Annotated in this window: 15 protein-coding genes; 3 read left to right on the forward strand and 12 right to left on the reverse strand. The window is 44.8% G+C overall.

What is annotated here, in order from left to right:
- Positions 1-162: 162 nt before the first annotated feature.
- Entirely contained in the window at positions 163-1,431 is a 1,269-nt protein-coding gene (locus MusilaSJ_RS21425) for a formylglycine-generating enzyme family protein (RefSeq protein ID WP_274986843.1), read from the reverse strand.
- Positions 1,432-1,779: 348 nt separating this feature from the next.
- Between MusilaSJ_RS21425 and MusilaSJ_RS21430 the strand changes: the two genes are divergently transcribed.
- Positions 1,780-2,808: a S66 peptidase family protein gene (locus MusilaSJ_RS21430; RefSeq protein ID WP_274986844.1), complete on the forward strand. Its 1,029-nt coding sequence runs from the start codon at positions 1,780-1,782 to the stop codon at positions 2,806-2,808.
- Positions 2,809-2,811: 3 nt separating this feature from the next.
- Here MusilaSJ_RS21430 and MusilaSJ_RS21435 read toward each other — a convergent pair whose 3' ends face one another.
- Positions 2,812-3,975, reverse strand: coding sequence for a hypothetical protein (locus tag MusilaSJ_RS21435; protein ID WP_274986845.1), 1,164 nt, complete (start codon positions 3,973-3,975; stop codon positions 2,812-2,814).
- 227 nt (positions 3,976-4,202) lie between these two features.
- Here MusilaSJ_RS21435 and MusilaSJ_RS21440 point away from each other — a divergent pair, with 227 nt between their 5' ends.
- Together MusilaSJ_RS21440 and MusilaSJ_RS21445 are read left to right on the forward strand one after the other, a co-directional pair.
- Complete coding sequence (locus MusilaSJ_RS21440) at positions 4,203-4,982, forward strand: SDR family NAD(P)-dependent oxidoreductase (protein ID WP_274986846.1); 780 nt, start codon at positions 4,203-4,205, stop codon at positions 4,980-4,982.
- 265 nt (positions 4,983-5,247) lie between these two features.
- Positions 5,248-6,054, forward strand: a complete 807-nt coding sequence (locus MusilaSJ_RS21445) for a phytanoyl-CoA dioxygenase family protein (protein ID WP_274986847.1) — start codon at positions 5,248-5,250, stop codon at positions 6,052-6,054.
- 327 nt (positions 6,055-6,381) lie between these two features.
- Here the strand turns inward: MusilaSJ_RS21445 and MusilaSJ_RS21450 are convergent, their stop codons facing one another.
- The 10 genes from MusilaSJ_RS21450 to MusilaSJ_RS21495 form a co-directional block, all read right to left on the reverse strand.
- Positions 6,382-8,472, reverse strand: coding sequence for a CehA/McbA family metallohydrolase domain-containing protein (locus MusilaSJ_RS21450; protein ID WP_274986848.1), 2,091 nt, complete (start codon positions 8,470-8,472; stop codon positions 6,382-6,384).
- A 7-nt stretch (positions 8,473-8,479) separates the two neighbouring features.
- The gene (locus MusilaSJ_RS21455) at positions 8,480-9,490 is read right to left on the reverse strand and encodes a glycoside hydrolase family 43 protein (protein WP_274986849.1); all 1,011 of its coding nucleotides are present in this window, start codon (positions 9,488-9,490) and stop codon (positions 8,480-8,482) included.
- Between the two features lie 224 nt (positions 9,491-9,714).
- Positions 9,715-10,785 (reverse strand): cellulase family glycosylhydrolase, encoded by a 1,071-nt coding sequence (locus MusilaSJ_RS21460; protein ID WP_274986850.1) that lies wholly within the window; start codon positions 10,783-10,785, stop codon positions 9,715-9,717.
- Between the two features lie 222 nt (positions 10,786-11,007).
- The gene (locus MusilaSJ_RS21465; RefSeq protein ID WP_274986851.1) at positions 11,008-11,211 is read right to left on the reverse strand and encodes a hypothetical protein; all 204 of its coding nucleotides are present in this window, start codon (positions 11,209-11,211) and stop codon (positions 11,008-11,010) included.
- 28 nt (positions 11,212-11,239) lie between these two features.
- Entirely contained in the window at positions 11,240-12,145 is a 906-nt protein-coding gene (locus tag MusilaSJ_RS21470; protein ID WP_274986852.1) for a sialidase family protein, read from the reverse strand.
- Between the two features lie 34 nt (positions 12,146-12,179).
- Positions 12,180-12,305 (reverse strand): hypothetical protein, encoded by a 126-nt coding sequence (locus MusilaSJ_RS21475; RefSeq protein WP_274986853.1) that lies wholly within the window; start codon positions 12,303-12,305, stop codon positions 12,180-12,182.
- 12 nt (positions 12,306-12,317) lie between these two features.
- A complete protein-coding gene (locus tag MusilaSJ_RS21480; protein WP_274986854.1) occupies positions 12,318-14,390 on the reverse strand; it encodes a beta-L-arabinofuranosidase domain-containing protein in 2,073 nt (690 codons plus the stop codon).
- A gap of 12 nt (positions 14,391-14,402) precedes the next feature.
- Positions 14,403-16,244, reverse strand: coding sequence for a glycoside hydrolase family 2 protein (locus MusilaSJ_RS21485; RefSeq protein ID WP_274986855.1), 1,842 nt, complete (start codon positions 16,242-16,244; stop codon positions 14,403-14,405).
- 92 nt (positions 16,245-16,336) lie between these two features.
- On the reverse strand, positions 16,337-17,035 hold the full coding sequence (locus MusilaSJ_RS21490; RefSeq protein ID WP_274986856.1) for a DUF3823 domain-containing protein: 699 nt from the start codon (positions 17,033-17,035) through the stop codon (positions 16,337-16,339).
- Positions 17,036-17,055: 20 nt separating this feature from the next.
- Complete coding sequence (locus tag MusilaSJ_RS21495) at positions 17,056-18,996, reverse strand: RagB/SusD family nutrient uptake outer membrane protein (protein WP_274986857.1); 1,941 nt, start codon at positions 18,994-18,996, stop codon at positions 17,056-17,058.
- Positions 18,997-18,998: the final 2 nt, after the last annotated feature.

The raw sequence follows: 18,998 nt of genomic DNA on the forward strand, positions 1-18,998 counted from the left end.
ATTTAGGTTTATAATTGGTTAGAACGCATTCCTGCCCAACAGGAGTGCTTCTTTTTTTATAGCCTTTTTTGGAAGCCGAAGGCAGAATGCTTAAAGCCGAAAGCTTTTGAACTTGCTACCTATTGTTCCCCGTAACTCTTATATATAATATCACGAAAAATATTAAAGTGCTTTTTGGATAACCTGTGTTGTGTTATTACCATGCTTAATATCCTTTACGCACCGAAACCCGACGTGGTTTGTTGCCGAGCGATATTCGCCCTTGCCTCTTGAACCAACCATATACCTCGTACAGTACTGATCGGTACATAAAAATGAGCCGCCTCTTTGAACCTTTTTTTTCTGTCCCGACTCCTGCGGATCTGAAGAATCAGAAGGCCCTTTAGGATTGCGCGCAACTGTATTAGGATCAAAACTATTATAATAGTCATTGCGGTACCAATCGGCACACCACTCCCAGGCATTGCCGGCCATATCATACAAACCGTAAGCGTTCGCCGGGTATTTTTTTACCGGCCCCAAGCCGGTTTCACCATCTTCGGCATTATCATGATCAGGAAAAGATCCCTGGAATGTATTGGCCATCCAATGCCCATCCTGTTTTAATTGATTACCCCAGGGGTATAGCTCACCGGCTTTACCTCCTCTCGCGGCAAACTCCCATTCGGCCTCTGTGGGCAGGCGTTTTCCGACCCATTTTGCATAAGCGGCGGCATCCTCCCAGGCTACCTGTACCACCGGGTAATTTTCTTTCCCTGTCAAGTCGGAACCCGGCCCAAGCGGGTGCTTCCAGTCGGCCCCGTTTTGGTACGACCACCATTGCGAAATATCATCTAATTGCACTTTTTGATGCGGAGGCGTAAAAACAACCGATCCGGCAACCAGTTTTTCGGCCGGTACACCCGGAAATTCCGCCTCGGTTGGTTTTTGTTCGGCAACGGTTATGTAACCGGTAGCTTTTACAAATTTGGCAAACTGGTCATTGGTTACCTCGGTTTTATCCATGTAAAAACCATCGACAAATACCCGATGAATCGGTCTGGCATCATCCATAGCTTCCATCCCGCCATCAGTTATGCCGGTTGGATTAATCCCACCCATGCTAAAAGTTCCCCCGGGAATCCAGGCCATATCTGCAGCATTGGTTTTGCCCGATGCTGTGTTAACCACGTTAACTACGGTAGGTTTAAATGCCTCACCTCCCTGGTGCATATATAAAATACTATCTTCTTTGATCATGCCATTTTTTGTACAGGAGATAGCCGCCTTAATTTTAAAACCGGCTGCTGAGGTAGCGATAGGCCTTGAGCTTGTGCTGTCAGTTTTGTTATGATCAACGGTATGACACCCCTCAAAAACAAGAGGTAATAGCAAAAGGGCAGGCACAATCGCTAATGCAATTCGGGGAATATGGATAAGCTTAATTTTCACCAATTCAAACTTAGTGATCTTTGTGCAAAGGCTGACATAGGTTTTGTAAAGATTATGGGAGACTGGAGAATAAGATGATACATAAAAAAATCTCACACAAATTTTTTACGTATTAACCGAATTACACGAATTTCGATTTGCATTAATTTAAAATTCGTGTAATTCGGTTAATTGTAGCAGGTTTGAAAAGCATTCGTGTGGAAATTTTTCGATACTAAATTTTAGTCAAACACATCAAGTTATTTTAACCGCGATTTCCCTGAGTTATCCACTTCCGATACATCACTTATATTCCATTTTTTATACTTTTATGCATCCTGCTGCTTCACTAATGCAACAGGCAAAAAAATGAACCGAAAACGCTTCATATCTTCCTTAATCACTGCCGGTGCCGTATTATCTACGTCAAAAGCGTGGGCCACTCCATCGGAAAAGAAGCATGGTAGTGCGCATCATAAAACCCCGCCCTATTTACAAACAGGAGATACCATCGGCATCATAAGTCCGTCGGGGTATATCAGCCTGGCCGAAATCATGCCTGCTGTACAACTCATACAAAGCTGGGGCTTTAAAGTACAGATCGGCGATAACACAGGCAAAAAGGATTTTATATACGGAGGGACAGATGAAGAACGTGCGGCAGACCTGCAGCAGATGCTGGATACCCCGGAGATTAAAGCCATTATGTGCGCAAGGGGCGGCTACGGACTGGTGAGGATCATTGACCGGCTCAATTTCAGACAGTTTAAGAAGAACCCTAAATGGATCATCGGCTTCAGCGACATTACCGCGCTACATTGTCATATTAACCGGAATTTTGGTATTGCTACCCTGCATTCAAAAATGTGTAACAGTTTCCCGGATGATTGGGCCAAAGCCGATGCTATGCAGATTTCTACCATTCAATCCATCAGGCAGGCGCTTATGGGCGAAAGTATGGATTATTTGTCGCCCGCTGTTGCACAAAACCGGCAGGGCACAGCCGAAGCTATTTTGGTAGGCGGTAACCTGAGTTTGATTACAACGCTTTCGGGCACTCCGTCAGATCTGGATACAGATGGTAAAATATTATTTGTAGAAGACACCCATGAATACCTCTACAATATCGACCGGATGTTCTGGAACCTGAAACAAACTGGTAAACTTTCGCGCCTGGCTGGGTTGATCATCGGCGGCTTTCAACTAAAACCGGATATTGAAGGTGAAGAATTTGGCCACACTATTTATGATATTGTTACCGAAAAAGTAAAAGATTATAGTTATCCTCTTTGCTTTGATTTTCCGGTAGGGCATCAGAAAAACAACTTCGCTCTTAAATGCGGGGTAAGGCACATACTTGAGGTTGGGACGGAAGGAAGTGTGCTTAAATCTGTTTAACCTTTATTTCAGATTTTCATCAAAATCAATAAACAGATCGGCCTTATCATTATCATAAATACCGCCTGCTATTATGCTTTGTCCGGTTGTTCCGGGATTATTGCCATGCCCCAAGGGCCATGAACCTTTTGAATTGGTAACCCCGAAACCAGCATAGGAGGCTGCCTGTAATGCAAAATCTGTACAGTTGTTTTTTGATAGGTGATACTCCAACCCATCGTATAAACGGGTTAGTTTCAGGATTCTTTTAAACCGGCGTTCGGTAATAAACTTGCCCATTACTTCATCCCATTTGTGCGCCTCGTCGTTTTTAAAAGTTCCAGAAGTTTCCGGCTCCCACGGGGTGGCCGAAAATATATTATCTTTTTTTGGATAAAATCCGAACGAAACAGAAACCGTAGTTGAATCGGTATTGTACTTGATGAGTGTGATAAAAGTATGCCCGGTATTAGCCCGTACAAATACAGTCGGTTTACCTGGTTTGGGTTGCTTTACATGAAACAACAGCGCATAAGCAGCCGCTTTTTTACCATCGTTAAATGTGTTCAGAATGCGGTTATAAGTGATCGATTTGCTCTTCTTTTCTTTTTTATCTTTTAATTGAACCGGGGTGTTTACAAATACCGAATCGTCGTTTGCGTTGATAGCCAGCAATCCGCTGTTTAAATGTAACTGCCGGCCGGTTGTATCAGAAATAAGAGAATCCGGAGCAGCAGGGACAAGATCACTCCCTGCTTTTTTAGATACCATCGCCCTAAAAAAGCACTTCATGGCCAGAGGGTACAAATGCAGCCTGGCAAATACATTGGCAAGCTTATAGTATGATTTAACCTTCGCCTGGTTATAATTACTTTCGCTGGTATTGTTGACCGATAGCTCTTTTAAATAGCTCAGAACCTTTTTACGGCCGGCGTGCGTATCCAGTTCACTTTCCAGATCCGTCTCAAAAGCGGCACCTGCATTATCAATAACAGGTTTGTTTGATACCCCCGCAAGCAGTTTGGACGAATAACTATCGTCAATTATACTATGGGCAGATGTATCGGGCCGCAGGTTGAGCTTATACTTTACCGAAGCAGATAGCTGAGCCGATGCAGGAAGTACAGATAATATAGAACCAAAGAATACAAAGGCGCTGGATAAATATTTTGTACGATAAGCGGTCATGATCAATTTTTAAGCTTGTGATAATTGTTGTGTTACAGATATAATAACGAATAGGGGAGCGGTTACAATTTACCGGCAACAACAATAACCTTGCTGGTTATAGCTTAAAAAACGAAAACTGGGCGGTATGGTTTTCATATCAATACAAACGTAATAACATTTTAAATAGTCTACAAGTTTGGTAGATTATTTTTATTTAAACTTGCATTGCAGATATACTCATAAAAATGATGGATCAGTACGCTTTAGTTACGGGAGCAGGTAAAGGCATTGGGCGGTCAATGGCTATATTACTGGCTCAAAAAGGGTATAACCTGCTGCTGGTTTCCCGGTCGGAAAATGACCTCATTGCCGTATCCGCCCAAATAATGGCCAACTTTCATGTTAAGACTGATTATCTCGAGATTGATCTTTCGGGCGGAGGTGCGGCCCTCCGGATCTTTGACTGGGCTAAAAACTTAAATGTACCTGTATCGATATTAATAAATAATGCGGGGCATGGTGCATGGGGAAATTTCGATGAATTGGATCTGGCCGCGCAAACCCGCATGATGCAGGTTAATATGAATGCCCCTGCCGAAATCTCTTATCATTTTATCCCTCTTTTAAAATTGCAGCAACAGGCTTTTATCCTCAATGTAGCCAGCACCGCGGCTTACCAGGCAGTACCAACGCTGGCCGTATATGCTGCTACCAAAGCGTTTGTTTTATCCTTTAGCAGGGCTTTAAGATATGAGCTTAAGGATACGCCGGTATCAGTAAGCTGCCTTTGCCCCGGCCCTACAGACACGGGCTTTGCCAACGCTGCAGGGATGGATGCCCTGGCCGAACTGGCAGCAAAGTTCAACATGAAGCCCGAGGAGGTTGCGGTAATTGGTATAAAAGGCATGTTCGATAAAAAAGCCGAAATAATACCCGGATTTTTAAATAAGCTCTCCGCGGTAGCAGCAACGCATGCCCCTAAAAGCCTGATTGAAAGGGTAACCGCCGGGCTTTACAAGCGTTAAAAAATATTTTCAGAAATATTTGGCATGATTAACAATTTGTTTACATTTGTATTAATCTACTAATAAGATAGATTTAATATACATTGAACAATAAGCACAACATATTATTTGCATGCCCTATGCGAATGCCCTTGATAACAAGGGTCATGTGCAGCTGTTGTTGTTAATTTCCCTCAAAAAGGACCAGCTCCTTTTCTAAAACCGCTCCGGCGGCATCAAGCGTTTACAATCTCATTTTCCAGGTACTTTAATATCTTTCCACCACATGGCAACGTCATATCAAAAATTCACATTAGGCTCAACAATTACGCCCGAACAACAGGCTTTTTTTAATCAGCACGGCTTTATCCATTTCAAAAATTTCATTAAGCCCGAAACTGTTACCGACATTATTAATGCATCAAGACAGGTTGAAAATACCTGGATAAGCAACAAAACTGAAAAGGTAAACGGCGTACCCATCAAATACGGTAAAGACCTTGACGGGTCGCCTATTGTACAGCGTTTTGCCTTTATTAATCAGCATAATAGCCTGTTAGATGAATTTACCAAAGATCCCCGTTTCCAGGTACTGCTTAACCTGATAGGTGAAGGATCCCGGCTGGGAACTGATGAAAAAGACGGCATGGTATTTAACCACTATGTAAATGGCCCCGAAAGCAGTTTTACCAAAATGGGATGGCACACCGATGGCCTGCGCGATATTTTTCATGGCCAAAGGTTAAACCCGATGCTGAATGTTGGGATTCACCTGAGCACTTTAAAACCGGAGAACGGCGGTTTACGTATCCTGCCCGGCACACATAAACAAAACCTTTACCAGATGCTTTTCCGTAAAAAGTATTTCCTTGATCATGATACCGACGAAAATGAGGTAGCTATTATCCCCACTGCCGGCGACCTGACCATACATGATGGCCGTTTATGGCATCGCGTGGCCCAGTCAACCGTAATTGGTGAGGAAAGCCGTCGCAGGGTAATCTATATCCCCATTATTGCCGGTAAATACGAGCCAAAGCATGCCGACAGCCCTACCGCCTTTTATCAACGTTTTGCAAGTATTGTTAAGTAAAAATTTATGTTAATTGCCTTATTCATCAGTTATCTCATCCGCACCGGGAAAGTAGCAGCCCTGAAAAGCTTTTTCACAGAGCGGGCACTGGTCAAAATCCCTGTAAAATACACGCCGAAATATTTAAGAAGAGCTGCCGTGGTTCAGGCCTGAGTACTACCGCACTCAGGCGCTATAGCGTAGACTATAAAAGCGATGTCATTGCGAGGAGCTGCATGGGTAAAGAGCATCTGGGGCGACGTGGCAATCTCGTAGCTATACAGATCGGATACGCATGGCTACGAGATTGCCACGCTGTGCTCGCAATGACATTTTTTATTAGATTCTTTACTTCAACCAAACCGTTTGTGTATAAGCGCCATCAACCGCAGCATCCCATACTTCAAGCCGTACCCATTTGCGGCCTTTCATGTTCAACACTTTGCTAAACGTTTTCGAGCCGAAGGCCTGGGTTGAAGTAAGATCGATCCGCTCCCGGTAAACCCCCTTACCATCGCCTGAAATGATTTCAGCAAAGTTGAGCGGGAATGTCCAGCTGGTTTTAAAATTGACGATACATTTACCATTGGCAGGGAGGGCGATGGTTTCGCCGGAAGAATGGCCGTTTACGGTAAAATCTTCTATTAAAACTTCGCCGGTAGTGGAAAAGAATTTTCCCTGCTCCAGTACATCGAGTACAGGTTGCCAGCCATTTTTATATTGCGGCTGTTTGGCAAGTTTCAGGTAGTTTACATTGAGGTGTGCGTACATTTCATTTTCAGGTTCGATGCTGAACAGATCGGCTTCAGAGAGTACTTTCTTTTTCAGGCCCCAGTTATTCATATCATCCATCAGATCAAATACCCGTTTGCCTAAACGAGGCTCCGACAGATCGGCCGGTAAGGCTTTCCAGGCAGCTCCTAAAAATCTGTCGGACAGGTAAAAATCTTCCTTCTTATAAGCATCCGGGAAACCGGTTGATCCCTTTGTACGGGCATGCGCTGTCCAGGCCAGACCATTTTCGGCATTAAGCAGGTTCAGCATATCGGCTTTGTCACCAATGTGGTAAACTTTGCCATGTTCGGCATCGGTACTTTCAAAAGGCGTACCCGCCTTGCGCGACATGATCCAGTAAACCGGCTTAGGGAAAAATGCCAGCCAGTGCCCGCCGAAAAATTCATTAGGCTCTTCGCCGGGCAGCAGTAAAAAATTAGAATCAGACAAGCGGTTACACTGATCAAACAGCGCTTTTAATTCTTTAAGGCGCTGCTCGTCAGGTCCTTTAGGGTGCGCTGTGTAATGAAACTCAGCCCAATGAACTATGTTGATGCCTTGACGCTTTAAAACCTTCACAAAGGAGGGACTATCAGGCACAGGCTTACCCGCCAGTACAACGCTCATGATAAACTCGTTATGAAAATGACTTGCCATGGTTTTATAACCCGGCAAAGGTTTGTAACTGTCATCATGGGTGAATTGCTTTACGTTATTCAGCAAAGCGTCTGCACCATCATTGCCCAGCAGGCAAAAAAAGTTAAGCCGTTGTTTGGTTCCCGGAGGGGCGTTAAACCAGGGCACGAAACGTTTATCGCCCTGTAATTCCTGCCTGATACCAAGCCCAAAACCCGGAAGCAAACTGCGGTAATTGTTACCGTACCATACAAACTTGAGATTGAAAGCTTCATCCAAAGGGTAAAAATATTGGTGCGGCGCGGGGAATATGGCTATCGCGGCATTATCATTTGCGCCTATGATGGTGCGGTATTTTACAGCGAGGTTTTTAGCTGTATCAGGCCGTTCAATCTGATCTGTTTGCAGGTGTTCATACACATCGCTGTAACTTACAGTCTTAAGCGGTTTTGTTGTAGCTATCAAACCTGCATCATACAAAATGGCAGTTGAGTCAATTGGTGTTGATACAACCGCAGCTACATTAAACAGGGGCTGTCCGTTGTACAGGGTGATTTCCAGGTCGCCTTTAAAATTGGGGGCTTCTAATCCGGATAGGGTAATTACAGTTCGGGTGCCTTTGCCGCTTACATTGACTGACTTTTTATGAAAATCCACCTTATAGGAATGGTGCGGCTTCAACGGTACTTTATCAAAAAAGATGTTCCAGCCGTTTTGAGAGATAAGGTCGCGCCTGCCCTCTGTGAGGATAAACTGCGGATCAACATTTTCAATTACCGGCTTGTAAATACCTCCTTTACTTAACTGTACGCTGGTAAATAGCGGTTGGCCATTTTTTAAATTTAAAACAAGTTTAGCCTTGCTGTTAATCCCTGCCGGCCAGGTTACCGTTACGTTTGCGGTATTTGCCATTACACTTACGCCGGCCGCCGGTTTAAAGTTTTTATAGCCTGATACCTGCGCCCCGGCATTTAAAAAAGTCAGCAATAGCAATCCGTAAAGTGCCAGATGTTTTAATTGATAAACCATATTATTACTATTTAGTTACTACCGGCCAGCCATTTTGATATTTGATAGGGCTGATACACATTACCCTCCCTTTTTCCTTGCGGACTATTTCGATAGCGTGATAAGCTATAAACTTGTTTCCCTTTTCGTCGGTAAAAATAGAATTATGACCAGGAGCCGTGTAAACAACATCTTTAACCAATATAGCGCTATTGAGGGTTTTATCACTTTCACCCAACCTTAAAAACGGACCAAGTGGATTATCTGCTTTAGCAATCATTACAGCATAGTTGGCTCCGGTACCACAGCAGTTATCGCCCGAATAATACAGGTAATAGGTTCCGTTATCATAATCAAGCCATGATCCTTCAACCAAATTACTGTAGCTTTTATCCTTGCCCGGTTCAACTACAACTGTTGGCTGTGAACCTTCTTTAAAGTCCGACCAGTCATCTTTCATTTCCTGTACCCGCAATGGCTGAAAGTCCGATCCCCAGTAAAGAAAATGCTTCCCGGTTTTAGGGTCAACAAAAGCTTTTGGATCAATACAGTGAAAACTCGGGCCTTTCATAAATGGTATACCCCGGTCAGTGAACGGGCCAAGCGGGTTATCAGCATAGGCTATCCCCATCCATTTGCCGGTCAACTCATTGGGATCGGCGGAAAAGAACATGACGAATTTGTTGAGTTTGGCGTCGAAGAAAACATCCGGCGCCCAAAAGTTTTGGGTATTAGAAGCCCATGAAGGTTTTTGCGGCAGGGCATCTCCCGCATACGTCCAGTGCTCATGATCGGTTGACCAGGCCACCTGGATATTGATCATTTTGCCGTCACCTCCCGGCGATTGAGTTGCGTAAGCGTAATACTTGCCATTATACCTGATGACCGTAGGATCGGGAAAGTCTCTATCAAGAACAACATGAATAAGGCCATTATAAAGTGCTGGCTGCTTAGTTGGCTCAATTTGCTGTGCATGGCTGCGGCAGGCGGTTATAGTGCCGAACAGGCCCAGCATCAGATAATTAAAAAACTGCTTCATAGGTGTAATTGGTTTAAGGGGAGTATTAGCGAGGAACAAGACTTACGAAGTTTTTAAAACTTCGTAAGTCTGTAATAAAACTGCATTTCAGATGATAAGCAGATTTGTGTGATAGGTTAACGCAGGAGACGAACAGGAATGGATGCATCTCTATTTAAAACGGCGGTTTCAGCATTCGAAAATCCATCTGCACATCCGCACATCTGAAATTCGTACATCCCAAACTATCTTCCGGTCAATTTCTTAATCAGGTTTGTTTCTTCAGGAATATAAGCCGTGCCGTCCTTGCGGAAAATGTCGTGGAACCATAATTTAGGTTCTTTGCCATCGGGCATTGGGGTATCCCAGGCGTAAATGGTATTGGTTTTACCACTTACAAAACCCCAGTTTATAGCACCTACATTTTCTTTTTTTAGCATTGGCAATACGGTGCTGAACAGACTGTTCCGCGGACGTGCCATATACTCGGTACAAATCAACGGGCGGCCGTTCATTTTCAAAAACTGCACTGTTTTCAGGTGTTCCGCTTCAGGCGTATAATCATGATAAGTAATAACATCTGAGTTGGCTATCTGGAATTTGTTCAGATCTTCCAGATCCCAGCGCCAAACGCCTGCACTAATTGGCTGGCTTGGATTTACTTGCCTTGCCCATTTAAAAACACTTTTAAGCAATGGTAATGAACGGCTGCCTTTATCAGAGTTGCCCGGTTCATTATACAGGTCCCAAAGTAAAACGCGTTTATCATTAGCGAAGCGCTTTAATACGTCTTTTACATATTTTTCAAGTACCGGCGAATTTGCCGCATGATCAGATGCAGGCTGTCCGGGGTCTTGCATCCAGCCTGAATTGTGAATACCCGGTTTTGGTTCAGGCTGTTTACCCGCTTTAGGAACTTTATTCCAGCAATCATCAAAAAATACAAACATGGTTTTTACGCCGTGTTTACTTGAAATGGCAAGGTATTCGTCCATGCGTTTTTTGAAACCTTCATGATCCTGCTCCCAGGCTAAATGGTGCAGGAATACACGCATTACATTCATACCGATGCCCTGCGCATAGCCCAATTCCCTGTCGATAGTTTTTGGATCGAAAGTATCGGCCTGCCACATTTCTAACTGGTTAATGGCCGTGCTTGGAATAAAATCGGCACCAACCAGCCATTGTTGCTGCGCGTACCAGGTTTTTGCCTTCGCCTCAGACCATACCTGTGCCGGCGCTTTTTGCTGCGCCATTACCCTCATCCCCAATGGCATTGCCAAAGCAAGGGCCAATACTTTTAATTTTGTTTGCATTTATAAGTGTTTAATTCTGTTTTGTTTGTGAGTTCAAGCGTCCTCGCTTAAACTGTATTTAGGTAAGTGTCGACACTTACTTGTCAACCACGCCGCCGCTCGGCTCCAGCCGAGTGGCAATTATCCCAAGGCCTCTGGCCTGCTACTCCAACTTCGGCGGCCAGAGGCCGCTTAATAACTGCCACCCGGCTGGAGCCGAGCGGCGGCGAAGATTTGTTTAATTTACTTCTTCTTTACCACCCTCCCTTTTATCATCCAAATCTCCGTCCCGTTTCCAAACGCGTTGGTTGATGTAATCGCGATGATAGTATCATCCTTAAGCACACATAACGAGTTCCAAAGCCCTTGTTTATTAAGCGGGATGTTGAACGGTGTTGGTACGCTCACAAACTCCTTAGCATCCCTGTTACCCAAAGCTACCTGCATACAGGATTGTTCCCAATTGTGATTGCGATTAAGTGTGCTTTGGTAGGATAATACCGTTTCGCCACTGTGCAGCTGCCTTAAATAGGGCGCGCCTGCAAACCGTATCCTGCAGTTTGTGTGTGAGCGCGTATGTCCGTTCAGCATCGTCGGGTCCCACCGTCTTTTTCCAGTTTTGGCCGATGCTATTGCGGATGATGGACGGTTTAAAAGTTGCACCGGCATTATCTTCTATCGAAAATACGATCTCATTTTTTCCTTTCAGGATTATGGGCACCGGCATCCCATCCCTGTGACCGGGCCTGAAGGACACTATTTCGGGCCGTTTTGTCCAACCTAAGCCGTTATCCTTCGACCGGAATATGGAAATATTCTGCTCATTTGATTTGGTATAAACACCTTCATTTGAAAAGAACAGCTGGATCTCTCCCGATGGAAGCTGAATTTGCGATGGTTCCCAACAACCGTCATCAAAGTTGTATTGTGCCTCATAAATCAGGCGTTCATCCCTCCATGTTTTGCCTTTATCGTAGCTTTTTTTTGTGCAGATGGCAAAGTGTTTGGTTGTATCCCAATCGCCATTTACTTTATGAGGACGCGGGTTGTATGATGCCAGTAACGAATGATCTTTCAATTCCAATATCTCTGGCACTGCCATGTTTACACCCGGCACCGGCCTGGCAATTATTACAGGTGGCTGCCAGCTCTTGCCCAAATCATTGCTTGTAATACATTCAACGCCCCCGGCGCTTTCATAAACGCAAAACAGGTTGCCATTACTCAACTGGATCATGCGGGCGTAATTGCCGTTTCCGCTCCCCACCTGCTTTAAGGTGGTTTGATCCCAGGCAATGGTTTTGCTGTTAACGGCATAGTGTTGCCCCAGAACCATCACCGGGGCAAACACACCCATTAACCAAATGAATATCTGCCGCATAACCAATTATATTCTTTTTATTTCTGTCGATATTTTATTTGACGTCGGCCAGCCAAAAACTGAATGGCTTATCCCTGTCGCAAACCAATGTCTCACCGTTAAACTCCAGTTCAGCTACGTGGATGGATGTGCGTTTGGTTGTGTAACTGTAAGTCCCCATCTGCATTTTTCATTATTCAGCAACCGGGAAAGCCGAGATCCTTAACCTTGCTCCGCCCATAGGTACCAATGTTAGTTCTTTAGCAGGTTCCTCAGTTTTAACCGGACTTTGCGGCAATACCCCGCATAAACCTGTTTCGTCTATCTTCCAACCGGGCAGCTGTTTACCTTTTGCTTTCAACTCTATCGGCGCAGTGGTATTGGTGAACGGATTATTGTCCTTTGGCCACGCGCGGTGAACAACCTCTATCGATTTTTCAGGATGTTGCTCATCTATCAGTAAACCATAATTCCATGGGGATGCTGCATAGATGTTATACGAAGGCCATTTTTGAGGGTCGGCACCGGGTTGCCAGTGCGAATCGCCCTGAGCATCTTTCAGGTTATCTCCTTTGGTATATTGCTCTTCTATTTTCAAAGAATAGGTAAGCGGGCCATAGCTAACACTTACGCTGTTTTTGTTTTTAGCCCATTCTTTCACCTTAAGCTGCATTGGCAACTGAAGCGTTACCTTATCGCCATTTTTCCAGTTTTTAGCTAAGCGGATATAATCGCCTGTTGTGGTATTTACATCTACAGCTACGCCATTAACTTTTACCGATGCGCCTTTGCACCATTCAGGTATGCGCAGGTAAAGCGGAAAGTCGACTACTTTAGGCGTAGTAACTGTAAAATTGATCTGATCCTGGAAAGGGTAATGGCTTGTTTCGGCAATGCTTATCGCGGTACCGTTACCAACTTTTGCGTTCACCTTACCTTCGGTATAAAGCAGGGCGGCTATGCCATTGTCAGGAGTAGCCATCCAGCTGTTTTCGGCATAATATACCCAACCAGCAGCGTGGTTATGCTGGCAACAACGGCTACCAAAAGGGTTCATCATTAAAAACGGACCTTCATTGGCAATGCCCGGATGGTGGTTTTTACCATCACTCACCACCATGTTAGGTGCAGTTAGATAACGTAAAGCACGATAATCGGGCATAAAGGCAGCCGGGAAGGTATTGAAAGCTACGTCTTCACAATTTTCGGCCCAGAAACGATCGCCGGTATTGCCCAATAACATTTGGTCGGATGTCATTTGCTCCACCAAACCACAGGTTTCTACTGCCTGGCGCGGATCATCGTAACCTTTACGGGCGTTTTCATCAGCACCGAACATACCGCCCGGAACCTGGCCATAGATATCACGGATCAGTTTAAAATCATTGTATGTAGCATCAAGATCTTTTTTATCATGGCTTTGCAGGTAATAAGTTGCAGGCTCGCGGAAACACTGTGCTACGTTAACATTATGCCAGTTGGGCAGGTTATTTGCCTGGCGCCAATTGGCTGTGTTTTTATCAAGCTTGGTAGCTAAATCAAGTAAAAACTTGTCGCCGGTGCGGTTGTAAAGCCAGTATACACTCAGCATGTTATCGCCGCCGCGGCTGTTTTCCCAGTAATCTTCCAAAAACTTGTTATCAGGCGTAGCTAATTCATACTTAAAGTATTTGGTCATGAAAGGGATAACGCGGGGATCTTTGGTGTATTCGTAATAGGATTGCAGGCACCAAAGCATGGGCATGTTAGTCCAAAGGTCACGGTTACCGTTATGCTCAACCGCCGGACCAAAATCGCCGTTGTCGCGCTGGTTGTTCAGCACCGCATCAATCCAGAATTTAGTTTCGGCAATCATTTTTTTATCCTTCAGCGTATAGGCTATATCGGCATAACCTTTTAGCCAGTAAGGCAATTCTTCCCAGCCATATTCACCTTTGCCCTCTTTGTTAAGCCAGGCATTATTGGTTTTTGAAAGCCATACACTGATCTCGCCAAGGTTACCGGTTAAGCCGTCGCGCTGCAGCTCCATCATTTTTTTGAGCCAACCGCCTGCTTCAATACTACCTGTAGGCAATTTGGTAAAATATTGCCTTTGCAAGGGGGCGCGGTTGTTTACATAAAAAGCATTCGCGCCTTTGTTATCAACCGTTGTTACCGTGCTTGCTTTCACGCCCTGGGCATTCACAGTTGCAAAGCCTGCACATATCATCGCTACAGAAAGACAAACTTCCCTGCGCATTAATTTTATACTTTTTTTTATAGTCATTACGTAAAGATATTATTTCACCAGGGCAGGATCATACAGTTTGCTGTTGGCTTTTTGTAACAATTCAACAGGCATTTTAATCACTTTACGATCGTAGGTCATAAACCCGTTCACCTCGCCCTCCACATCTGTTGTTTGAGTATATACCGCAGCCGAGAGGCCAGCTTTAATCAATTCTTCCAACCTGTCGGTAAACGTTGAATATCTTTTAAACAGGTCGTCGCCATTTTTGAAATTTTGATACCCCCAGTTTTTGTTGGCTTGCCAGGTATGGCCGTCAACAGGCCAGCCCAAACCACCAAACTCGCCAAGTACAACTGCTTTGGTTTTGCCGAAGATCTCAGGGCGAGGCATAGCCGGGTGCGGGTAATTATGCAAATCGACAATGTTGCCGGTATCATAAAAGTTGCCACCGCTGGCACTGTTCACCAAACGTGATGGGTCTTTTTTCATCGTCCATTCGGTGATCTCCACAGTTTTAAACTGTCCCCAGGCCTCGTTAAACGGAGTCCAGACTACGATGCATGGATAGTTATATAATGAGTTAATGATAGCGTTCCACTCTTTGCGATAGTAGCTTTCAGATTCGGAAGTACGTTGCTGGTCGGTAGCGCGGTCGAGCACACCAGGGCGGTTTTCCCAGTGGTTGCCTAAATCGCCGCTCGGCATATCCTGCCAAAGCAGCATACCTGTTTTATCGCAGTAAGCATAGTAACGCGCAGGTTCAACTTTAATGTGCTTGCGGATCATGTTGAAGCCCATTTCCTTCAGCTTGTCAATATCAAAGCTCATAGCCTCATATGTTGGCGGGGTGTATAAACCATCAGGCCACCAACCCTGATCAAGCGGGCCATATTGGAATACAAATTTGTTATTTAATAGCATACGCTGAATGCCATTAGCATCGGCACCAAGCGAAATTTTACGCATGGCAAAGTAGCTGCCTATCTCGTCGACAGCTTTATTGTTGCGGATAACTGCAACCTTCAAATCATATAAAAACGGATCGGTGGTTGACCACAGGTGCTGATCTTTAATATCCAGCACGGCGGTTTCGCCGGCATCAATCGTTTTTTCGGATACAAGTGTTTTTCCGTTCCAGGCGCTGATCTTCAGCTTATCGCCCGGCTGGCTATTTGAAACTTCGGCAGATACCGATAGTGTGTGATCATCAATGTTGGGGGTTTGTTTGGTGGCATCAATGTGCGTTTTAGCTACACCTTCCAACCAAACAGTTTGCCAGATCCCGGTAACCGGGGTGTACCAGATCCCTTCGGGCTTTTTAACTTGTTTACCACGCGGCTGCGGACCATCATCTGTCGGGTCCCATACGCTTACGGTAATTTCTTGCTTTGAACCGCCTTTTAAGAAAGGGGTAATATTAAATGTAAAAGGATCAAAGCCGCCTTCATGGATGCCGGCACTTTTACCGTTTACAAAAACTTCGGTACGCCAGTCAACCGCACCAAAATGCATCAGTACGTCTTTACCTTTTAATGTTTTGTTTAAGCTGATGGTGGTTTTATACCACAACATGCTATCCTTACCCACCGTTTTACCCACTCCCGACAGGGCAGATTCAACCGCGAAAGGCACCAGGATCTTTCCTTCATATTTGGCAGGCCCTGTAGTTGCTTTAGGCACTATGGCATAGTTCCATAAACCATTAAGGTTTTGCCAGTTGCCGCGTACCATTTGCGGGCGTGGATATTCGGGAAGCGGTGCCTTAGGGTCAACCTTTTCGGCCCATGGGGTAGTGATCCTGTCTTTTATCAAATGCCATTCGCCTTGCTGTGCATTGGCAGATAGATAAGTAGTAATAAAAAGAGACAGGCAAAGCGATAGTTTCTTCATCAGTTAAAAAGTAGAGATGAGTTATTATATTAATTTTAATTATTGCATAGGGAAAAAAGGCCCCGCTATACAGCGGGGCCTGATTATAAAACTTAGTAAGTAACTTTTACCACAGGCGAGAAGATCATATCTTCCACACCGGCTACCCTAAGCCCTACACGGGCAAACACATAATTTTGCGTAGGCGTGATAGTAGGGATATTTACATTGATGCTGATACCATTCATGCTTGTTATAGCAGAACCGGCAACTTCAGTAGCAGCAATATTATCACTGCCCGATACAAACTGGGTTTTATTGATATATAACACCACCGAGCCTATATCTTTAGCATTGGCATCAGTTATAACTTTCTGCAGATCAAACACAGCGTTAACTATTTTGTTGGCAGCTGTTATTTTGGCATTATTAATAAGATAATAAGGCGTTACCTCAATATCCATAGTTTGGCTGCCGCTAATGGTAACCGCTATTGTATCCCTTTTCCCGGCACTTACTTCCTTCCACATAAAAGGCCCCTGGTTTGCAGGGATAGTGAATTTGTAATTACCGTTGAACAACAGTGACGAATAGCTGCCATCCTGCTGAAAAGTACCCCTGATGGGCGCTATTTTACCAAAGCCCGGCTGATAAAGCTCAAAAGGCACCTGGTTGTATTCAACATTTATCGCCGCGCCTTTATATGTGAGGCGGCCGGTGAGCTTTGATGCGGGCGCTTCATAGTTGTCTTTCTTGCAACCCATGGTAGCAAGGAAGAGCCCTAATATGATATGATGAAATTTTATTTTCATGATGGTTAATTTGTTAATACCTATTGATTTGGTTGCTTTACAATTTTAGGGTTTGCAGATAAAATATCATCACCAATTTGCGAATAATAGTTACCCGCCTGGAATTTGTTAGCGCCTGTAACCGCACTTGGTTTCACCTCCTTAAAAATCCACTTACCATTATTGGCGTTACCCGGATTGTAGTATTTGTATGGCCATAAACCAAAAGGCTGTGTATTATGCTTGGTAGCGCTGCCGATGTTGCTAACCAGGTCGGCAACTGACATTTGGTTACCATCCCAAACTTTGGTAGCAAGTCTCCAGCGTTTCATATCATACAAAGTGTGACCTTCAAATGCAAGCTCAACCCTGCGCTCATGTACTATCCTGTCAAAAGTAAGTAAAGCCAAAGGAGTGGTTAAGCCCGCACGTGACCTTACCTGGTTAATATAACCAAGCGCGGTACCTGTTTGGCCAAGCTCGAAGGCAGCTTCCGCGGCATTCAATAACACTTCGGCATAACGATAACGGATAAAGTTAACGTCGCTTCCGCGGCCACGACGGCCTGAACCAACAGTTGGATCGAGATATTTACGTACATAGAAACCGGTTTGTGTACGGAACTCCAGGCCGTTAACCGGTCCGTCCTTACCAACTACCTGTGTTTTGCCTAATCCTGGTACGTCTTGTGTTATGGTAGCGTCGCCGCTGCTGATCACAGTACCATCAGCAAGCTGGTAGCCTGCATAAACTTCGGTCCGTTTACCTTTGAATAAGCCGTTTGGTAAAAGCACGGTACCCGCAAGTCGTGCGTCCCTGCCTGCAAAAGCGTCAAGCTGGTTGGTATAATACACAGGATTACCTCCCGCATCTTTTGTTGCAATTGGCGCGTAGGTATTATCCAGTTTTTCAAACGCCTCAACCAGGTTTAGCGACGGATTTAAACGACCTGCGTCCAAACCTTCGTCGGATATTGAGAATGGCTGATCATTAGTGGTAAACCCGTGTACTTTACCGCCGTTGGCTTTAAAGTCCTCAACAAATATAGCTTCCTGGTTTACACTGCTTTTATCAAGGAAAATAGCAGCGAAGTTATCGCTCAGGTCAGGAAGAACTTTGTATAACTGGTAGCTGCCTGCCGAACCGTTAATAATTTCCTGGGCAGCAGCCAGTGCTTTGGTATAGTAACCATTTGATAAGGTTGAAGGGATACCAACTTCATTTCCCGGTAATGATACCTGGGGAGTGGTAGCGCCATATTTTGCAATTGAACCTGCATATAGTGCAGCCCTTGCTTCCATGGCTAATGCTGCCGCTTTAGTTGCCCTTGATTTTTGATTAACATCGGCGGGAAGTACTGATTTAATAGCCTCTGCTTCGCTGATAATAAAATCATATACTTCTGATTCTTTGGCACGCGGCCTTTGAAGCGGGGTAACGTTACCGGAGTAATCATAAGCCAACGGATCGGTAATTAACGGAACGCCACCCATACGTTTAACCATTTCAAAATAATAGTTAGCACGTAAAAAACGGGCCTCGGCAATAAAACGTGCTTTATCACCTTCGGTAAGTTTGGTGGCCGCGGTTGCACGTTGTATAAAAAGGTTTAGGTCGCGGATATAACCATAATCCCATATCGCCCATTCGCCATAACCCCAGCCTGTACGCTGTACAAGGAAGCTGCTGCCATTTTCTGAAGGGAAAGCCTCGCTGAAATCAGCGAATGTGCGCCATCCCGGCTCCCTGTCACCATTTGGCGACTGAGGATATTCTCTTGAGGGATAACCATCCAAACTTGAGAAATCGCGTTGCCTGTCATAAAGATCGCCAAGGATCGAAAGCACCAGCGCAGGATCTGAAAATGCCAGATCTGTTGGCAGCACCTGTTTAGGCGGCACATCTAAAAATGAACTATCTTTTCTGCACGATCCCGCTACTACCGAGATTGCCAGCATTGTTATAATTGAAATCTTTTTCATTT

The organism is Mucilaginibacter sp. SJ (assembly GCF_028993635.1).
In the GTDB taxonomy this organism is placed as follows: domain Bacteria; phylum Bacteroidota; class Bacteroidia; order Sphingobacteriales; family Sphingobacteriaceae; genus Mucilaginibacter.

Bases quoted from the DNA above. Each gene is read 5' to 3' on its own strand.
- MusilaSJ_RS21460 (WP_274986850.1), bottom strand. From the start codon at position 10,785: ATGCAAACAAAATTAAAAGTATTGGCCCTTGCTTTGGCAATGCCATTG.
- MusilaSJ_RS21470 (WP_274986852.1), bottom strand. From the start codon at position 12,145: ATGCGGCAGATATTCATTTGGTTAATGGGTGTGTTTGCCCCGGTGATG.
- MusilaSJ_RS21475 (WP_274986853.1), bottom strand. From the start codon at position 12,305: ATGGGGACTTACAGTTACACAACCAAACGCACATCCATCCACGTAGCT.
- MusilaSJ_RS21445 (WP_274986847.1), top strand. From the start codon at position 5,248: ATGGCAACGTCATATCAAAAATTCACATTAGGCTCAACAATTACGCCC.
- MusilaSJ_RS21440 (WP_274986846.1), top strand. From the start codon at position 4,203: ATGATGGATCAGTACGCTTTAGTTACGGGAGCAGGTAAAGGCATTGGG.
- MusilaSJ_RS21485 (WP_274986855.1), bottom strand. From the start codon at position 16,244: ATGAAGAAACTATCGCTTTGCCTGTCTCTTTTTATTACTACTTATCTA.
- MusilaSJ_RS21450 (WP_274986848.1), bottom strand. From the start codon at position 8,472: ATGGTTTATCAATTAAAACATCTGGCACTTTACGGATTGCTATTGCTG.
- MusilaSJ_RS21430 (WP_274986844.1), top strand. From the start codon at position 1,780: ATGAACCGAAAACGCTTCATATCTTCCTTAATCACTGCCGGTGCCGTA.
- MusilaSJ_RS21455 (WP_274986849.1), bottom strand. From the start codon at position 9,490: ATGAAGCAGTTTTTTAATTATCTGATGCTGGGCCTGTTCGGCACTATA.
- MusilaSJ_RS21490 (WP_274986856.1), bottom strand. From the start codon at position 17,035: ATGAAAATAAAATTTCATCATATCATATTAGGGCTCTTCCTTGCTACC.
- MusilaSJ_RS21465 (WP_274986851.1), bottom strand. From the start codon at position 11,211: ATGCAGGTAGCTTTGGGTAACAGGGATGCTAAGGAGTTTGTGAGCGTA.
- MusilaSJ_RS21480 (WP_274986854.1), bottom strand. From the start codon at position 14,390: ATGACTATAAAAAAAAGTATAAAATTAATGCGCAGGGAAGTTTGTCTT.
- MusilaSJ_RS21495 (WP_274986857.1), bottom strand. From the start codon at position 18,996: ATGAAAAAGATTTCAATTATAACAATGCTGGCAATCTCGGTAGTAGCG.
- MusilaSJ_RS21435 (WP_274986845.1), bottom strand. From the start codon at position 3,975: ATGACCGCTTATCGTACAAAATATTTATCCAGCGCCTTTGTATTCTTT.